This window comes from Microbispora sp. NBRC 16548 (assembly GCF_030268985.1).
Lineage (GTDB): Bacteria > Actinomycetota > Actinomycetes > Streptosporangiales > Streptosporangiaceae > Microbispora > Microbispora catharanthi.
Window position 1 is genome coordinate 21,172 of record NZ_BSSF01000032.1, and the last position, 18,525, is coordinate 39,696.

13 protein-coding genes and 1 pseudogene are annotated in these 18,525 nt (G+C 70.9%); 10 read left to right on the top strand and 4 right to left on the bottom strand.

Going from position 1 to position 18,525, the window contains the following annotated elements:
• Positions 1–275 precede the first annotated feature (275 nt).
• From QSK36_RS41780 to QSK36_RS41790, 3 genes are read left to right on the top strand one after another with little or no spacing between them, the layout of a single operon-like run.
• Entirely contained in the window at positions 276–1,109 is an 834-nt protein-coding gene (locus tag QSK36_RS41780; RefSeq protein WP_183533353.1) for a CPBP family intramembrane glutamic endopeptidase, read from the top strand.
• On the top strand, positions 1,106–2,260 hold the full coding sequence (locus tag QSK36_RS41785) for a sensor histidine kinase (RefSeq protein WP_285786262.1): 1,155 nt from the start codon (positions 1,106–1,108) through the stop codon (positions 2,258–2,260). The genes QSK36_RS41780 and QSK36_RS41785 overlap by 4 nt, the downstream gene beginning before the upstream one ends.
• Complete coding sequence (locus QSK36_RS41790; RefSeq protein WP_285786263.1) at positions 2,257–2,916, top strand: response regulator; 660 nt, start codon at positions 2,257–2,259, stop codon at positions 2,914–2,916. Before QSK36_RS41785 ends, QSK36_RS41790 begins: the two co-directional genes overlap by 4 nt.
• A 57-nt stretch (positions 2,917–2,973) precedes the next feature.
• On the opposite strand, the gene QSK36_RS41795 is transcribed toward QSK36_RS41790, so the two are convergent.
• Positions 2,974–3,816: a helix-turn-helix transcriptional regulator gene (locus QSK36_RS41795; protein ID WP_285786264.1), complete on the bottom strand. Its 843-nt coding sequence runs from the start codon at positions 3,814–3,816 to the stop codon at positions 2,974–2,976.
• A gap of 246 nt (positions 3,817–4,062) precedes the next feature.
• Here QSK36_RS41795 and QSK36_RS41800 point away from each other — a divergent pair, with 246 nt between their 5' ends.
• Complete coding sequence (locus tag QSK36_RS41800; RefSeq protein ID WP_352241876.1) at positions 4,063–5,094, top strand: aldo/keto reductase; 1,032 nt, start codon at positions 4,063–4,065, stop codon at positions 5,092–5,094.
• A gap of 191 nt (positions 5,095–5,285) precedes the next feature.
• On the opposite strand, the gene QSK36_RS41805 is transcribed toward QSK36_RS41800, so the two are convergent.
• The 3 genes from QSK36_RS41805 to QSK36_RS41815 form a co-directional block, all read right to left on the bottom strand.
• Positions 5,286–7,661, bottom strand: coding sequence for an acetyl-CoA acetyltransferase (locus QSK36_RS41805; RefSeq protein WP_285786265.1), 2,376 nt, complete (start codon positions 7,659–7,661; stop codon positions 5,286–5,288).
• Between the two features lie 46 nt (positions 7,662–7,707).
• Positions 7,708–9,828 (bottom strand): acetate--CoA ligase family protein, encoded by a 2,121-nt coding sequence (locus tag QSK36_RS41810; protein WP_285786266.1) that lies wholly within the window; start codon positions 9,826–9,828, stop codon positions 7,708–7,710.
• 205 nt (positions 9,829–10,033) lie between these two features.
• Positions 10,034–11,167: a nitronate monooxygenase gene (locus QSK36_RS41815; protein ID WP_285786267.1), complete on the bottom strand. Its 1,134-nt coding sequence runs from the start codon at positions 11,165–11,167 to the stop codon at positions 10,034–10,036.
• On the opposite strand from QSK36_RS41815, the gene QSK36_RS41820 reads away from it, so the two are divergent.
• The 6 genes and pseudogenes from QSK36_RS41820 to QSK36_RS41845 all read left to right on the top strand — a co-directional run.
• Positions 11,129–11,923: a TetR/AcrR family transcriptional regulator gene (locus tag QSK36_RS41820; protein WP_285786268.1), complete on the top strand. Its 795-nt coding sequence runs from the start codon at positions 11,129–11,131 to the stop codon at positions 11,921–11,923. The genes QSK36_RS41815 and QSK36_RS41820 overlap by 39 nt on opposite strands.
• A 147-nt stretch (positions 11,924–12,070) precedes the next feature.
• Entirely contained in the window at positions 12,071–12,430 is a 360-nt protein-coding gene (locus QSK36_RS41825) for a hypothetical protein (RefSeq protein WP_285786269.1), read from the top strand.
• Between the two features lie 40 nt (positions 12,431–12,470).
• Positions 12,471–14,210 carry a GNAT family N-acetyltransferase gene (locus tag QSK36_RS41830; protein WP_285786270.1) on the top strand — a complete coding sequence of 580 codons (1,740 nt, stop codon included), beginning with the start codon at positions 12,471–12,473 and terminating at the stop codon, positions 14,208–14,210.
• Positions 14,211–14,545: 335 nt separating this feature from the next.
• On the top strand, positions 14,546–16,327 hold the full coding sequence (locus tag QSK36_RS41835; protein WP_285786271.1) for a ricin-type beta-trefoil lectin domain protein: 1,782 nt from the start codon (positions 14,546–14,548) through the stop codon (positions 16,325–16,327).
• A 266-nt stretch (positions 16,328–16,593) separates the two neighbouring features.
• On the top strand, positions 16,594–17,619 hold the full coding sequence (locus QSK36_RS41840) for a LacI family DNA-binding transcriptional regulator (RefSeq protein ID WP_285786272.1): 1,026 nt from the start codon (positions 16,594–16,596) through the stop codon (positions 17,617–17,619).
• Between the two features lie 668 nt (positions 17,620–18,287).
• A pseudogene (locus QSK36_RS41845) lies at positions 18,288–18,525 on the top strand (hypothetical protein); the annotation flags it as partial.

Below are 18,525 nucleotides of genomic sequence, written 5' to 3' on the forward strand. Positions count from 1 at the left end.
GTCACCTTCTCTTCACGTAACTGTGCGGGCGCGCCCGAGCATCGGAGACGCCGGTATATGCGTCGTATAGGCCCTGGTGGCGCGGCCCGGGAGCTGTCCGCGCCGGAGACGGCGGGTGCCGATGACGCCTGCGCCGGACGGCGCAGGCGTGCTTGTCCCCCGTGCGAGCTACCCGCGAATGTCCACCGCGCGGTGACGATTCCCGACCGCCGAATCCCTAGCGTTCTCGGCGTAGCCGCGGCACTCCGGCCGCGGGATTTCGCAGAGGAGTCGTCATGCGATTGTTGAAGCAGTTCGTGGCCGTCGCGCTGGTCGCCTTCGCCGGCAACCTGGGCATGGGCGCGGTGCAGGGGAACGCGTTTCTCACCCTGGTCCTCGGTGTCGCCACAGCCATCCTCGCGGTGCTCGTGTACGCGTGGGCGGTGCGGTGGTCGGAGCGCCGCGCGCCGGTGGAGGTGGCCGGGAAAGGCGCCGCCTCCGCCGTCGGCCGGGGGATGCTGATCGGTGCCGGGGCGTTCACGGCCGTCATCGTGAACATCGCTCTCGTGGGCGGTTACCGGATCGAGGGCCTCGGCTCGGTGACGGGCGCGGTCGGGCTGCTCGGCTTCAGTGCCGCCGCCGCGGTGACGGAGGAGCTGCTGTTCCGCGGCATCCTGTTCCGGATCGTCGAGAAATGGACCGGCACGTGGATCGCGCTGGGACTGACCGGCCTGGTGTTCGGCCTGATGCACCTGGGCAACCAGAACGCCAACCTGTGGGGCGCGATCGCCATCGCGATCGAGGCCGGCGGCATGCTCGCCGCCGCCTACGCCGCGACCCGCACCCTGTGGCTGCCGATCGGCCTGCACTTCGCTTGGAACTTCGTCGAGGGCGGCGTCTTCAGCACCGAGGTCTCCGGCAACGGCGCGGCGCAGGGGCTGCTGCATGGTGTGACGTCGGGTCCGGCCGTGCTCACCGGCGGCGAGTTCGGGCCGGAGGCGAGCGCGTACGCGGTGGTGTTCGGCCTGCTGCTGACGGTCGTGTTCCTGTGGCTGGCCCGCCGTCGCGGCAACCTGGTTCCCCGTCGGCGCCGTGCCCGCGTCGGCGCGGCCGCTACGCTCTCCCAATGATCGATTTCCGGCGGGCCCCGGATCTGTGGAGGCGGTCCGATGTCCTGGTCCGGGATCTTCCGCTGGCGCTGCTGCTGGCCGTCTCGTCGCTCCTGCCGGCGATGCACAACCACGGGACGCAGCTCGGCGACCTGCCGACCCGTCCCTTCGACGCGTGGGCCGTCCTGGTGGCCGCCCTCGAGTGCCTCTCGCTGGTCGTCCGGCGACGGTGGCCGGCCGTCTGCCTCACCTTGGGGTCGCTCGGCTTCGCCCTCGATCAGCTCCTCGCCTACCACACGGCGGCGGGCACCGCACTGCCCATCGCGCTCATGAGCGCGGGCGCCCATCTGGAGCGTCACCGTCGCGTCACCGCGGTCCTCCTCTCCTTGGCGTACGTGGCGCTGGCGGTCGCCCTCGACCGGGACGGCTCGGTCGAGGGACCGGAGGGCTTCGTGACGTTCTACCTGGTGCTGGTCCTCGCATGGGGGATCGGGGCCTGGCTGCGCTCCACCCGGGCCGCCGAGGCCGAGGGCCGCCGCCGCGTCGCCGAGGCCACCCGCGCCGCCGAACGCACCCGCATCGCCCGCGAGCTTCACGACGTCGTGACCCACCATGTGACGGCGATGGTCGTGCAGGCCGAGGCGGCACGCTACCTGACCGCCGCGCCCGATCGCCTCGACGCGGCCCTGAGCGCCGTCACCGACACCGGCCGACGGGCCATCTCCGATCTGCGGCACCTGCTCGACCTGCTCAATCCCGATCACGACACCGACGTCAGGATGCCGTCCCTCGGAGAACTTCGCACGCTGGTGGAGCAGACGCGCCAGGCGGGGCAGCCGGTGGAGTTCGCCGAGGAGGGCAGGCCGGCGGATTCGGCAGGCAGCGCCGAGTTCGTGGCTTATAGGGTCGTGCAGGAATCCCTGACGAACGCCCTCAAATATGCCCATGGCAGCCACACCGAGGTCCGCGTGCGCTATGGCGAGAAGGAGATCTTTGTGGAGGTCAGCACCGACGGTTCCGGCTCGCGGGCCGGCTCGCCCGGCGGGAGCGGGCGGGGTCTCGCCGGGCTCCGCGAGCGGGTCGGCGCCCTGGGCGGCGAGTTCAGCGCCGACCGGCGGGCCGGCGGCGCCTTCGTCGTGCGGGCACGCATCCCCGTAGGAAGCCCGGCGTGACCGCGCCGGTCCGGGTCCTGGTCTGCGACGACCAGGCGCTGATCCGCACCGGGTTCGCGACGATCATCGATGCGCAGCCCGACCTCGAGGTGGTGGGCGAGTGCGGGGACGGTCGCGCCGCGGTCGACCTCGCTCGCCGTCTGAACCCGGACATCGTGGTGATGGACGTGCGCATGCCGGTGCTCGACGGCATCGGGGCGACCCGCCTGCTGGCCGGCGCCGGGGTGGAGCATCCCGTCAAGGTGCTCGTGGTGACGACATTCAACCTGGACGAGTACGTGTACGAGGCGCTGCGTGCGGGGGCGAGCGGGTTCCTGCTCAAGGACGCCCCACCGGCGCAACTGCTGCACGGCATCCGCACCGTCGCGTCGGGTGCCGCGCTGCTGGCACCCGAGGTGACGCGGCAGCTCGTCGGCAGGTACGCGGCGCGGATTCGTCCCGCCGAGGGCACGCCGGACGACGTCGCGCTGACCCCGCGCGAACTGGAGGTGCTGCGCCTCATCGCCGACGGCCTGTCCAACAGCGAGATCGCCGCGACGTTGGTCATCAGCCAGGAGACCGTCAAGACGTACGTGTCGCGCATCCTCACCAAGCTCGGCCTGCGCGACCGCGTGCAGGCCGTGGTCTACGCCTACCGCAGGGGCCTGGTGACCTGAGACCAGCAGACCGCGCCTTGCCGCTCCTGCGGTCGCGGGCGGACCCGGCGCGGCGGTTCAGCCGACGGTCAGGTCCTGGATGCCGACCACGCGCAGCAGCTCCAGCCGCTCGTAGGACTCGCTGCCCGGGCGGGCGGTGTAGGCGACCAGCCGCTGGTCGTGCTCCGGGCTCAGCAGCACCTCGCAGTCCAACTCCAGCAGGCCGACGACCGGATGCAGGAAGCGCTTGACGTCGGCGCGGCGCACGGCCACGTCGTGGGTGTCCCACAGCGCCGAGAACTCCTCGCTGCGGGCGCGGAGCCTGCGTACGAGTCCTGCCAGCCGTGCGTCGTCCGGGCGGCGGGCGAGTGTGGCGCGCAGATCCGCCACCGCGACGCGGGCGGCGCGGTCACGGTCCTCGGCCGGGAAGAGTTCCCGCGCGGACGGGTCCGTGAAGTAGCGCCAGGCGACGTTGTGCTCCGCCTCGGGGCGGGCGGACACGTCACCGTGGAGTGCTTTGGCCATCGCATTCTGCGCGAGGATGTCGCCGCGGTCGCTCACCACCTGGGCGGGGATGTCCGTCAGCCGGTCGAGGACGAGCAGCAGGCCGGGACGGACGTGCTCCGTGGCCGGCCGGTCCCGCGGCGGCTCCTCGCCGGCGAGATGGAAGAGGTGGTCCCGTTCGTCGCCGGTCAGCCGCAGCGCGCGGGCGACGGCGGCGAGCATCTGGCGCGACGGGCGCGAACCCCTGGCCTGCTCCAGCCGCGTGTAGTGGTCGGTGGACATGCCCGCCAACTGCGCCACCTCCTCGCGGCGCAGTCCCGGGGTGCGCCGCCGCGCGCCCTGCGACAGCCCCACGTCGGCAGGGGCGAGCCGGGCACGGCAGTGGCGCAGGAAGTCGGCCAGTTCGGTTCTGTCCACACTCCCACCATGCCCCCGGGACGCCGGACGCAGCCAGGGACCGCCCGTCCCCGGATGAGGACGTCTCTCCCGCCGACGCCCGCACCGCCGCACGCTGGGAGCCGGTGCGGCGGACCGGCGGCGCCCTCGCAGGGGCGACGAGACGAGCACCGGAGAGGTGTCGTGTGCCACCCGCGGCACCCGCAGGACGGCTCCATCCGGTTCGCCGGTGCTACCGATCACCCGGATCTTTCGATGAAGGAAGGCATGGTTCGCATGCGATACCGCACGCTCGGCCGGACCGGTATCAAGGTCAGCCCCTATGCGCTCGGCGCGTTGATGTTCGCCACGTCCGTCGGCAACCCCGACCCCGACGACTCGATCCGCATCATTCACAAGGCGCTGGACGCGGGGATCAACCTCGTCGACACCGCCGACGTCTACGGCGACTCCGAGGAGATCGTCGGCAGAGCACTCGAAGGGCGTCGTGACAGCGTCGTCCTCGCGACCAAGTTCAGCCGCCCAGTGGGTGACGACCCCAACCAGCAGGGCGCCTCACGGCGCTGGGTCATGACCGCGGTCGAGAACTCGCTGCGCCGCCTCCGGACCGACCACATCGACCTCTACCAGATCCACCGGCTGGACCCCGACACCGACATCGAGGAGACGCTCTCAGCGCTCTCGGACCTGATCCATAGCGGGAAGGTCCGCGCGATCGGCTCGTCCGCGATGCCCGCCTCCGGCATCGTCGAAGCCCAGTGGGTCGCCGAGCGGCGCGGCCTGGAACGGCTGCGCACCGAGCAGCCGCCCTACTCGCTGCTCAACCGCGGCATCGAGAGAGAGGTCCTGCCGCTCGCGCAACGCTACGGGATGGGCACGCTCGTGTGGGCCCCGCTCGCGCAGGGACTGCTCACCGGCCGCGTACGCAAGGGGCAGCGGAACGACCTGCGCCGCGCCGGCTTCTTCAGGCACCTGAGCGACGAGCACCGTCTCGACGCCGTCGAACAGTTCGTCTCGCTCGCCCAGGAGGCGGGGCTGCCGATGACCCACCTCGCCATGGCGTTTGCCATCGCCCATCCCGGCGTGACCAGCGCGATCGTCGGGCCGCGCACGATGAGCCACCTCGACGACCTGCTCGCCGGCGCCGACGTCGCACTCACCGACGACATCCTCGACCGGATCGACGAGATCGTCCCGCCCGGCACCGACGTCGGCACACTCGACCAGGCCTACGTGCCGCCGGCTCTCCAGCAGACGAGCCTGCGCCGCCGCCCCGCCGGCGAACGCACCGCCGCCTGACACCGCCGCCTGACATCTCGATCAGCATGTCGGCCACCTCCCCGGTGGCCATCGGGAACGCGTCCACCCGGCTGACGTCGGCGTTGACCCGGCGGAGCAACCACGGGGCCTCGTGCTCCTCGAAGTACCCCGACGCGGCCAGCGTGTGCTGGGTGCCGAACTGGGTCCGGACGGCGGCTCCCCCATCGTGATCACCGGTTCTTCCACTCAGGGCGGCGCTTCTGGGCGAAGGCGGTGAGGCCCTCGACCATGTCCTCGCTGAGTATCAGGTCGTCGGCGGCATCGGTGGGGTGGGTGACCGCCTCGACGGTGTCGGCGATGCCCTGGGTCTCCTCCATGACCCGCAGGGAGATGCGCACCGAGGTCGGGGACGATTCGAGGATCTCCCGGGCCAGCGCGCGGGCGCCCTCGAGCGCGGCGCCGGCGGGGACGACGCGGTTGACCAGGCCGTGCCGCAGCGCCTCCTCGGCGGTGAGCCGGCGGCCGGTGAGGATCATCTCGTTGGCCAGCTTCTGCGGCACCGCCCGGGGCAGCCGGACCAGGCCGCCCGCGCCGGCGATCAGGCCGACCTTGACCTCGCTGAGGGCGAACTGCGCGGTCTCGTCGGCGACGACGAGATGGCAGGTCAGGGCGATCTCGCAGCCGCCGCCCATGGCGAAGCCGTTGACCGCGGCGATGACCGGCTTCGGCAGCGAGCGGCGGCTGGTCAGGCCGCCGAACCCGTTCTCCGGCACCCACATCGGCTTGCCGCTCGCCGACCAGATCAGGTCGTTTCCGGCGGAGAAGGCCTTGTCGCCGGCGCCGGTGAGGATCGCGACCCACAGGTCGGGGTCGGCGAAGAAGGCGTCGAAGACCTCGTCGAGCTCGTCGTTGGCCGGCGGGGTCAGCGAGTTGCGCCGGTCGGGCCGGTTGATGGTGATCTCGAGGACGTGTCCTTCGCGGCGGACCAGGACGTTGTCGTACCGGTCGCGGAAGCCGGGCAGCCGGGCCGGGTGCAGTTCGGCCATGCGCGCCAGGGTGGTGGTGACGCGGTTGCCGCGAGGCGTCGACTTGACGTAGACCCGCTGCCCGATTGGTTCTTCAGCGGACAGAAGGCCGAGGATGTCGTCGTCGCCCCTCGCCGTGGTGGCGAGGAAGCGGTGCCCGTCGGCCTCGAGCCGGCCGACGACGATGCCGGTGCGGTTGCCCTTACGGTCGTGCTTGACCGTGTACGTCTCGATGGTGGCCCAGCCGTCGGCCTTCTGTATCCAGGTTGGCGCCGGCCAGGAGTCGATCTCCGCCTGCAGGACCGCACTGCGGTCGGGTCGCCACTCCACGGGGGTGGCCGAGTAGACGCCGGCCGAGTATTTGCTGAGCATGCCGCCGTTGGCGCCGACGAAGCCGAAGCTGCCCGGCGCGGTCCTGGCTCGCTGTACGGTCTCGGCGATGGCGTGCATGGAGTAGTTGTTGCCGGCGCCGCCGAAGAACGGCAGCCCGCCGGTGAGGGTGAGCCCGCGTGGGTCGTCCGCGGTCAGGCCGAGGCCGTCGACGGCGGTGGTGAACACGGCGATCGGGAAGCAGCTGTAGAAGTCGAACGTCGCCATGTCGGCCACGGTCACGCCGGCGACCTCAAGGGCGTGCTTGGCCGCCATCGCCGACGCGGGTCCGCCGCCGAGGTCCGCGCGGTCGAGCAGGTCCCGCTCGCACAGGTCGGCGTGCCCGTGCAGGAACACCCACCTGTCCTCCGGCACGGCGAGCCGCCGGGCGGCCGCCACCGACATGAGCAGGACGGCGGCGCCCTGGTTGACCTGGTCACGGGCGACGACGTAGCGGGTGTACGGGTCGGCGATCGGCCGGTTGGCCTCCGTGGGGGTGACCAGCTCGGCCGCGTCCCGCTCCACCCGGGCGGCGGCGTGCGGGTTCTTCGCGGCGACCCGGGTGAACGGCGCGAACAGCTCGCCCATCGCGCGGGCGTACTCCTCGCGTGACAGCCCGAGCCGGGCCCGGCGCGCGTTGTCGAACAGGGCGTACATCGCCGGCGCGCCGGTCAGCCCGTGCTCGGCCGCGTACCGGGACACCAGGCCCTTGAGCCCGTAGCCGCGGTCCTCGAGGTCCCCGTCGACGTGCTCGGTGAAGTCCGGCTTGTCCTCCGCGCCGGCGAGATGCCGGACGGTGGAGATCGCCTCGGAACCGAACAGGAGGACGACCTCGGCCGCACCGGCGGCGACGGTGGCGGCGAACTCGTTGACCAGGTGCTGCGGGGACTGCCCGCCGCCGACCTCCAGCACGGCCCGCCGCGGCGCCGCACCCACCCGGGCGGCCACCGACCGCGGGTAGTTGTCCGATTTTCCGAGCGGTGCCGGCGCGCCCGGGGTGGAGATCTCGAACTGCCGCACACCGGCGACGGTGTCGACGGCGCCGGCGATCACGTTCACGTCCCCGCGGGTGTCGGCCAGTGCCTCCCGGGCCGCGTCGGCGGCCAGGTCGACCGGTGAGCGACGCCGATAGCCGGGCTCGCCGATACGCTCGGACGACTGCCCGACGCCGACGACGACCGGCGTTCGCGGATCGAGGTCCTCGTACTGCATGCCATGACTCCTGAGGGTGGGATTCGGGAATGCCGGGCGTGCGGGGTCAGGCGCTGCGCCAGGTGACGACGGCGTCGAGGGCCTCCACGACTGGGCCGTCGACGCGCAGTGGATTGATCTCGAGGGACTCGAGGTCGTCGCCCAGGGCCAGGGCGAGATCGCCGACCCGGGCGACGACCGCGGCGATCGCGTCCAGATCGGCCGGCGCGCCGCCTCGCACACCGTCGAGCACGGCCGCCGCCCGCAGGCCGGTGAGCAGTCGCCGGGCCTGATCGGCGGTGACGGGAAGCGGGGTGAGCGCGGAGTCCTTGAGCACCTCGACGAAGACGCCGCCGAGGGCCACCGCCAGCATCGGACCCCACTGCGGGTCGCGGACGACGCCGACGAGCAGTTCGATGCCGCCGGAGCGCATCGGCGAGACGAGGATCCCCTCCAACTCGGCACCGTCGACGGTCGCCGCCGACGCGACGAGAGCCTCGTACGCCGTGCGGACGTCCGCGCCGGCGACGCCGAGCCGGACGCCGCCGATGTCGCTCTTGTGGAGGATCTGCGGTGAGCACACCTTGAGCGCGACCCGGCCGCCGAAATCGGCCGCGGCCTTCGCCGCCTCGTCCGCCGACCGTGCCAGGACGGCGGGGACGACCGGAACGCCGGCACCGGCGAGCAACCGCCGGGCGGCGTCCTCGGACCAGGCGCCCGTGCGGGCGGACGGCGCGGGCACCGGGGGGTGCTCCCATGGGGTTCGCTTCGCGTTCCCCATCGCCCGGGTCGTCTCCGACCACCAGCCGACGTTCCTCAAGGCGACCACCGTCTGCCGCAGGCCGGGGATCGTGAACGGCACTCCACCGGCCCGCATCGAGGCGCGCGTGACGTCGGTGACCGGCTGCAGGACCTGGTTGACGTACACGCAGGGCGTTTCGGCCTGCCTCATCCCCTCGCCGATCGCGTTCACGTAACCCTGGCCCATGTAGGGCACGTCGTCCGGCCGCCACGGCAGCCCGTTGACGACCGCGACGACGCCGACCGCCGGGTCTTTCGACATCACCGGGATCGCCCGCGTGAACATCGTCGGGTCGATGACGGCGGCACCGGTGACGTCGAGCGGGTTCTGCACCGTTCCGTAGTCGGGCATGATCTCGGCGAGCGCCTGTTCGGTGTGCGGGGACAGGGCAGGCAGCGGTGCCCCGAGGTCCTCGGCGCGGTCGGCGACGATGTCGCAGGCGCCGCCGGAGATCGACACGACGCCGATCCCCGGGCGCTCCAGACGGCCCAGCGCCGCCGCGGCGCCGGCGGTGATGAGCATGTCCTCGATCGAGTCGACCCGGATGATCCCGAGGTCCTTGAACACGGCGTCGATCGTCGCGTCGTCGCCGACGAGCGCGCCGGTGTGCGCCGCCGCGGTCCGCGCGGACAACTCGCTGCTGCCCGCCTTGAGTACGACGATCGCCTTGCCGGTCTCCGCCGCCCGGCGGGCGGCGCGCCGGAACGTCCCGGGGTCACGGATGGTCTCCATGAACACGGCGACGGCTTTCGTGTGCTCGTCGTCGACCAGATAGTCAAGGACGTGGCCCGCGGAGACCATGGCTTCGTTGCCGAGGGTGACCATGTAGGACATCCCGACGCCGACCATCGACGCGAAGTCGAGCATCGCGCTGGAGCTGGCGCCGCTCTGCGACAGCAGGGCGACCGGGCCGTGTTCCTGGGGCAGCCCCGGTATCGCGGTCACCGGGATGCGGTCGACGAAGTTGGCGAAGCCGAGCATGTTGGGCCCCAGCAGCACCATGTCCAGCGACCGGGCGTGCGCGACGAGTTCCGCCTGGGCCACGCGGCCCGCCTCCCCCGCCTCGCCGTAACCCGACGACAGGACGACGGCGTTGCGGATCCCGGCGGCCGCCGCGTCGGAGAGAGCTTCCAGCGTGCCCGCCTGCGGCACCATCATGAACGCGACGTCGACCGGCGCGCCGATCTCCTGGCAGGAGGTCACCGTGGGGCGGCCGTGGGTCTCGGCGCCGCGCCGGTTGACCAGGTGCACGTGCTCGCCGAAGCCGAACTGGAGCAGGTTGTGGTAGACGAGGGCCGAGAACTGCGACTTGTCGGCCGCGCCGACGAGGGCGACGCTCCGCGGCCGGAACAGCGAGAACAGCCGCTGCGGGGTGATGGTCGTCATCGGAATCCTTCAGGTGTGTGGACCACCCTCCGTCCGGGCGAACCGGCGGATCGGAGGTCTCCCGGGGCCGATCGGGAGCAGAACAAGCGGTGGGCGGCGTGCGCGGTCGCGAGTTGCCGGGCGGAAGCCGTGAACACCTGCGACGCGCAATGACGGGCGGCCGGGATTCGACCTGGCGGCCGCGGTGACCTCGTGGCCACGCAGCTTATGCGGCCGGGGACGGCAGCAGGGCCCCGAGGTCGGCGATGCGCTGCTCGCAGTCGGCGACGAGCTTGCGGACGATCTCCGCGGCCGGGCGCACCTCGCGGAACGAGCCGACGACCTGGCCGACGAAGAACGACTCCAGCTTCAAGGCGCCCTCGTGACCGGCCTCGGCGGCGGCGTCGATGCGCTGCCATGCCTCGTTGACCAGCAGCGGTTGCAGCGGCATGGGCAGCGGCCCGGGACTCCCGGCGGCCTCCCATTCGTCGTGCCAGGCGGTGCGCAGTTGCCGGGCCGGCTTCCCCGTACGCGTGGGCGAGCGCAGGGTGTCGGAGCTGGTGGCGGCAAGGAACTTGTTCTTGATGGCCTGGTTGGCGACGTCCTCCTCGCTGGACAGCCACACCGAACCGGTCCACACCCCGGCGGCGCCCAGCGCCAGGGCGGCGGCCATCTGCCGCCCTGAGGCGATGCCACCGGCGGCGAGGACGGGCCGGTCACCGGCCATGTCGACGATCTCCGGGGTGAGGACCATGGTGGCGATGGTGCCCGTGTGCCCGCCCGCCTCGGTGCCCTGCGCGATCAGCACGTCGACGCCGGCGTCGATCTGGCGACGGGCGTGCTTGGGCTGGCCGACCAGGGCGGCGACCACGACACCGGCGGCCTTGCCCCGCGCGACGAGGTCCGGCGGCGGAGTGCCGAGGGCGTTGGCGATCAGCGAGATGCGGTGCTGGAACGCCACGTCGAGCAGTGCGGCGGCACCGGCCGGGTTGAGACTGGCGGCGATCTCGTCGAAGCTGCCGGTCCCCTCGGGCGCGGGCGGGATGCCGTACCGCTCAAGGAGGTCCTGGACGAAGGCGAAGTGCTCGGCCGGGATCTGCGCGCGCAGGCTGGCGACGAGATCGTCCGGGTCGCCGGCGGCGAACTTCTCCGGTACGAGCAGGTCGACGCCGTACGGCTTGCCCTGCACCTGCTCCTCGATCCAGGTCAGCTGGGCATCGAGCTCCTCGGGCTTGTACGCCGACGCGGCGAGCACGCCGAAGCCGCCGGCGTTGGTGACCGCCGCGACGACACCGGGCGAGCGGTTGAAACCCACGATGGGGTGCTCGACGTCGAGCAGGTCGGTCAGGGCCGTACGCATGATCTGTTCCTCCAGCTTCGCGGAGCCGGCTTCACCCCGCTCATTACTGAACGCTATGCGTTCAATTTCTCGCCACTGTATCCTGACGGAAACCGTTCAGCAATGGGTCCTCGAAGATCAAAAGGTAAGGTGGGCTCGGTGAGCGCGACGCCATCGTCACCGGGGCGCCCCCGCGACCCCGACGTCGACCGCCGGATCGCCCAGGCGGCCCTGGACGTGTTCGGCGCGGCCGGCTGGGCCGGCTTCGCGATGGAGACGGTCGCCCGGCGCGCCGGCGTCGGCAAGGCCTCGCTCTACCTGCGCTGGACCAGCAAGGAAGCACTGCTGACCGATGCGCTGACGGTGGGCCTGCCCCGGATCAGCGACGTCGACACCGGCACGCTGCACGGCGATCTGGTCGAGCTGGCGACGCAGATGCTCGATCTCTACACCGGCGAGAGCAGCCGGGCGGCACTCCGGATCGCCCTGGAGGCCCCGGCGATCCCGGGCGTGGCCGAACATTACGAGACGATGAGGCGGGACCAGATCCTGGCCGCACGAGCCATCGTCCGCCGCGGCATCGCCCGGAACGAGCTACTCGCCACCGCCTCGGTCACCTTGCTGCTCGACACCTTGACGGGCGGAGCGATGATGCACGCGATGAGCACACCGCCGGACAAGCAGGAGACGCTGGCCCGCGACACGGCCGGCCACGCGCGACGGCTCGTCGATTTCCTGCTCAACGCGGTCACCGCCCCGGCGACGAACCAGGGCTGATCATCCGCCGGTCGCAGCCGGCCGGCGTCACCCCGCCGTTGCGTTCCTCATCCTGCTGCTCGGCGCCGTCGCCACCGTGCACAGTGGTCAGGCGGTCGATTCGACTGACTGCATCCGGACCACCGTCCAAGGAAAGGACACGACACGATGACGCAGCCCGGCGATTACGGCCTGCCCGGTTCTCTGAACCGAGTGCTGACCGACGTGGCAGCGGAGCGAGCGGCTCAGGACGCGATGTGGGGCCTGCAGGAACACCCCGACGGCACCGGGCCCGCGTACGCGTCCGAGGCCGACCTCGCCAAGCGGGCCGTGGCCGACTCCGCCGCCGAAGGCCGGCTGACCTGGCGGCACATCCTGCACGAAGAGGTGCTCGAAGCGTTCGCCGAGGACGACACCGACCGCCTGCGCACCGAGCTGATCCAGGTCGCCGCGGTCGCGGTCAAGTGGGTCCAGGACCTCGACAGACGTGCCGTATCGCCTGGCAGGCCTGAAACCGCGACGGCATAACCGGACGCGTAGGTCAGAGCGTCTGTGGCACGGTGTGGGCGTGTCCGAGCAGATCGCGCTGCCGCACGGCGTGGACGAGGCGGCCGCCGCGGAGCAGGCCAGCCATGGCATCCACGCACGGCGCGTACGTGACCGCACTCTGCCTCACCGCTATCGGTACGTCGCCCTGCGCTGCGCGGTCGGGCATCACATGCCGCTGGGGCGCCGCGCGACCTGGGACTTCATCACCAGCCGTGTCGGCGACGTGCGCAGCGATGAGGGCGCGCTCGTCCGCGCCCTGGACATCCTGGAGGTCAGCAGAAATGCCCGGCACGCCGAGCTGGCCGAATTCGCGCGACGTCGCAGCGCGGACAAACGGGAACGGCACAGCCGTACGGTGATGGTCGAGGAGAGCCGCTACCGCAACGGCTGGCGCTGGCCGGGACCCGACGCGCACGAGGCGACGCTGCACACCGTGACGGCGCTGTGGGAGGAGCACACACAAGTACCCTTTCCCGACGAGGTGCCTCTGGCCGACCACGGCGACCTGGTGGAACTGGACTCCACCGTCTCCGGCGTCATCTGGACCTACCTGCGGCGGAACGGGAACCTGCACCCCGACCATCGAGGGTTGCTCCGAGACCGTCTGGCCCAGCTGCGCGGCCTTCGCCTGGCCGAGCGCGGCTACCTCGGCGCCTCCACTGCTTTCCTGCGTGTGGAGAAGATGGCGGAACTGATCGGGCACGACGCCCTGCCGCTGATCCGCCGCGCCTGGTCCGGCGACGCCGGGCACATTGCCGACGTGTTCCTCGCCGCCCAGGCCGGAATGACGTACCTGCCCCGCCTGCACTCCGACGAGGAGACCCGGGCCTGGATCGCCGACGCCATGCTCCCGGCCTCGCAGGTGTGGGTCGCCGAGCTGCAGGGTCAGGTTGTGGGCTTCGCCTGCCTCCAGGGCGACCGGCTGGACCACCTGTACGTCACGCCCGCCGCTCAGGGGCGCGGCATCGGCACCGCGCTGCTCGGCCAGGCCAAAAAGGCGCGCCCCCGCATGCTCGACCTGCACGTGTTCCAGCAGAACACCGGCGCCCGCCGCTTCTACGAACGGCATGGCTTCACCCTCGTCGAGGAACGGGACGGCAGCGGAAACGAGGAGAACCCGCCCGGCGCCCGCTACCGATGGCGGAGCGTCGACGACGCCCGGCAGCCGGAACCTTCCGGCCTGAACGAGTCGCTGACCTGCGCCTTCTCCCACGCCCTCGCACGTGAGGTCCGCGCCGTCGTCCGCGTCCTCCCCAAGGCCCGTCACTCTCCGGTGGGCTCGTTCCGCGCGACCGTCGGCGACGACCGGGTGACCGTCCCCGAACGGATCTACCACCCGGAAGTCTCCCCCGAAAGGCTCGACGGCCTGACGCCGCTCCAGCAGACGATCCTGCACTGCCTCTACACCCGCCACCACGACGGCTTCGTGCGTCAGCACCACCTCAGGCAGATCATCGGCAGCCTCGAGCCATGGGCCCTCCCCTACGTCGTTCACCTCGTCGGGGAATACGTCCTGGAGATCGTGACCGACATCGACACCGCACTCGGCGACCTTGGCACCCCCGGCTCCCCCATTCACCAGGCCTACAGCCGTTTCCTCGCCGACAATCCCCGGTTCCTCACCCTCGTTCAGCAGCGCGTGGCGAGCTACTGGGCCTGCTACCACCGCAGGGATTTCCCTCGGCTCGCCGATTACCCGGGACACCGGCTCGTCGCCGCGATGCACGCCGCCGGCGCCTTCATCACGCGCGACCGATGAGCCGGCAGCCGGAAGACGGCCACCGATACGTCCAGAGGTGGGGAAGACACGTGGCGAATCGGTTCGAGACAAGTCTCTGAGCTGGAAGTTCGGGGCTCAATCCGAAGAATCCCCACAGGTCTAAGTGTCGGACACATGTCCTTCATATACCGGACACATGCGATTGACATGCCTTCCCACCTAAATTTACCCTGTCTGCGAATCGATTCGATTGCGTCGCCTGCGTTGAGACCGCCTTTTCGCTTCACCCGACCGCCAGACGGCAACACCCCAGGTTCCAGGACAACGCCACGGCTCGTCCCGCGATCCCCCACCCCCCGTCGAAGGAGTCACGAGTGAACATCACCTTAAGTTGGCGGCATGGTCGCCGCCGCGGTCTGGCCGCCCTCTTCTCCGCCGCGGCGCTCGTCGCCGGGTCCGTCGTCGCGACCGCCGCACCGGCCCAGGCCGCCGACGAGTCCATCACCGTCAACTTCTCCGCCGGAGGTGGTTCCCCGACGTATCGGGCGTCGGGGTGGATCTACGGCATGACCGAGAACGGCGCCAATCCGCCGGACAACTACTTCACCGATGTGAAGTTCCGGTACATGCGCGCCGGCGGCGCCCAGCTCGACAGCCCCGGCGGCTGGGTGTCGGGCAAGTACGACCGGCGGTGGAACGCCACCCGCGCCCAGCTGCTGCGCACCCAGTCGCTGGGCGGGCAGTTCGTGCTGCTGGTCCACGACCTGTGGGGCGCCGACGGCTACCCGATCTCCCGCTTCCCCGGCGACAACGGCAACTGGAGCGACTACGACGCCTTCCTCACCCGCCTGATCGACGACGTGCGGGCCACCGGCGCCCCGGCGCAGGGAAACACGGTCCAGTGGGACCTGTGGAACGAGCCCAACATCACCCTGTTCTGGAACCGCCCCCAGTCGCAGTACTTCGAGATGTGGAAACGCGCCTACCAGCGCATCCGCGCCGCCTTCCCCTCCCACCTGATCGTGGGCCCCAGCTTCGCCGGCGTACCCTCCACGGGCGGCTGGTGGACCCAGTACCTCGACTACGTCAAGGCCAACAACGTCGTGCCCGACATCGTCAGCTGGCACTCCCTGCCCGGCGACCCGGTCGCCAACGTGGCCACCGCCAACACCACTCTCGATTCGCGGGGCATCGCGCATGCCCGCCCCTACCAGATCAACGAATACGGCGCCTCCAACGAGCAGAACCCCGCCGACGGCGCCTGGTACATCGCCCGGCTGGAACGGGCCGGCGCCGACGGCCTGCGCGCCAACTGGGCCGGCGGGAGCAACCTGCACAACGACCTGGCCAACCTCCTCACCCACAACTCCTCCGGCCAGTACCAGCCCAAGGGCGAATGGTGGGTCTACCGCTTCTACGGCTCCCAGACCGGACAGATCGCCTCGGTCACCCCCAGCTCCAACTACGACGCCTTCGCCACCAAGACAAGCGGAACCGCCAAGATCCTCCTCGGCGGCGGCCGCACCACCGGCAACATCGCCGTCAACCTGCAGCGCCTGGACACCACCAGCGGCATCGTCCAAAACAACCAGGTCCGCGTCCTCGTCGAACGCATCCCCTACAACAACGGCGGCGCCGTCACCGGCCCGGTCACCGTCTCCAACACCGTCGCGACCCTGTCCGGCAACAGCACCACGATCAACCTGCCACACACCGCGATCGACGACACCTTCACCATCACCCTCCTGCCCCCCTCGAGCGGTGGAGGGTCGACGTCGGCGTTGCGCAACGTCAACGCCGGCCGCTGCCTCGACGTGCCGAACCTGTCGCAGACGAACGGCACGCAGCTCCAGCTGTGGGACTGCAACGGCCAGACCAACCAGCAGTGGACGTACACCTCCTCCCGGCAGCTACAGGTGTACGGCAACAAGTGCCTCGACGCCGAGGCTGCGGGAACCGCGAACGGCACCCGGGCGATCATCTGGGACTGCAACGGCCAAGCCAACCAGCAGTGGAACGTCAACGCCGACGGCACCGTCACCGGCGTGCAGTCCGGCCTGTGCCTGGAGGCGAGCAACTTCGGCACCTCGAACGGCACGAAGGTCCAGCTGTGGTCCTGCACCGGCACCACCAGTCAGAAGTGGACCCGAAGCTGATCAGGTGACCGGCGACGCCGGCCCGCTTCACCCATGACCGCCACGCCGGTCGGACGTGCGTCACACGTCCGACCGGCGTCCGGCCTCGCGGCCCCGCGTGACGCGATCGCCTCCCCGTGGTGTCGAATCGGTTCGCAGGAGCGGTAACCCACAGACCGCGCACGTCACCGGGATCGCGCGGACCGCCGTATGCGCCGCGGTCGTCATCCCATGCGCTCGATTCGACTTACGATGTGCATATCGGTCGGATCAGGTGAGGAGCGCCGGTGAATATCGGGGAGATCGCCAAGCGGTCGGGTGTGGCGCGCAGCACCGTCTCGTACGCCCTCAGCGGCAAGCGTCCGGTGTCGGAGGAGACCCGCCGGCGCATCCAAGCGGTCATCGACGAACTGGGCTACCGGCCCAACGCGGCCGCCAAGGCGCTCAAGGAAGGCAGGACCCACACCATCGGTCTGGTCATCCCGCCCGCCAGCCGCCGCCTGACCGACATGCAGCTCGGCTTCGTGGCCAGCGTCGTCGACGCCGCCGCACACGCCGACCTGGACGTCCTGTTGTCGCCGTCCGGGGGCGAGCACGACCGATCGTTCGAGCGCGTGGTCGGCGGCAGACGCGTGGACGGCGTCATCGTCATGGAGATACGGCTGGAGGACGACCGGGTCACCCGCCTGCGGCAGGCCGGGCTGCCCTTCGTCGGCATCGGCCGCACCAGCCGCCCCGAGGAGATGTCCTGGGTGGACATCGACTACGAGAAGCTGATCGCCAACTGTGTGCATCACCTGGCCGACCTCGGCCACCGCCGCATCGCCCTGGTCAACCGCTCGGAGGAGCTGGTGGCGGCCGGGTACGGCCCAGGCCACCGCGCCCAGGCCGGTTTCACTCACGCGATGGCGGAGCGTCGTCTCGACGGCGTGCAGACGTGCTGCGCCGACGACGCCCAATCGGGGGTGTCCTGCGTCGAGCGGCTCCTCGAGGAGCACCCCGGCCTGACCGCGATCGCCACCATCAACGAGGCCGCCACCCCCGGGATGTACCACGCGCTCGCCCAGGCGGGCCTGGTCGTGCCCCGCGACTTCTCCATCGCCGGCGTCTCCGCGCGGCACTGGGCGGAGAACCTGCACCCTCCGCTCACGGCCGCCGACGTCCCCGCGGATGAGCTCGGCGCCCGCGCCGTCGAGATGCTCATCCGGCTGATCGCCGATCCCACCACCCCGCACGGCCATCTCCTGGTCGCACCGCCCATCTCCCTGCGTGGCACGACCGGACCCGCCCGCGCCCAGGATCACCGTTCCTGACGGCTGAACGTGAGCCGGCGCCCGCCGCGCCGCCACGGCGGTCCCTGCCGCCCGCCACCGGCCCCGGCAGACCGCCACGAGACATGTCGACGCTGAGGGCGGATCGTTTCCCACACCCACAGAAATGATCTGAATTTCAGCTGGTGTTTCTTCCGATCCTTCGGCGTGAGATTTCGTCAGCCTCGACAGAGAGGCTCGATCGACTCATCTCTGCCAGATCGTTGTCGTGAAAGTTTCAGCTCCCCCACTCCGCGGCGATCGGACCCGCGCTCATCGCAGCAGATGAAATGCTCCGGCAAACCGAGGGGCCGGCCGGAGAGAGCCGGGAGCCTTGACGCGGATCGGCGCGTCGTATTTGCTCCGCCGCACCACCACCTACGCCAGGCCCCGCCTCGTAGGCAGTGGTGTTAGCGCTAACAAAGTGGCCGGATACCAAAGAGCGATAACAGCACACGCTTCTGTCCCGCACTCCCCCAGGAGCATCTATGAAGATCGCATCCCTTTTACGCCTGGTCGGCGCCGGAGTCACCCCTCGCGGCTGGCTCGGCGGAAGTAGGCCGGAGTCTCGCCATAGGCCGGACCGGCCGCATCGCCTTCCGGACGGAGGGCTGACCCTGCGTACGTGGAGACGGTGGTCGACCGCGGCGCTGCTGGCCGTGGTCGTGGCGGTGACGGGCACGGTGGTGGGCACGGGTGTCGCCGTCGCGGAGTCGAACGGCGGGGTGCGGGTGATGCCGCTGGGCGACTCGATCACCGAGGGCACGCAGGTGCCCGGCGGCTACCGGATCGGGTTGTGGCAGCGCCTGGCCGCGGGCCGCTACACGATCGACTTCGTCGGGTCGCAGTACAACGGGCCCGCCAGTCTGGGCGACCACGACCACGAGGGACACCCCGGGTGGCGGATCG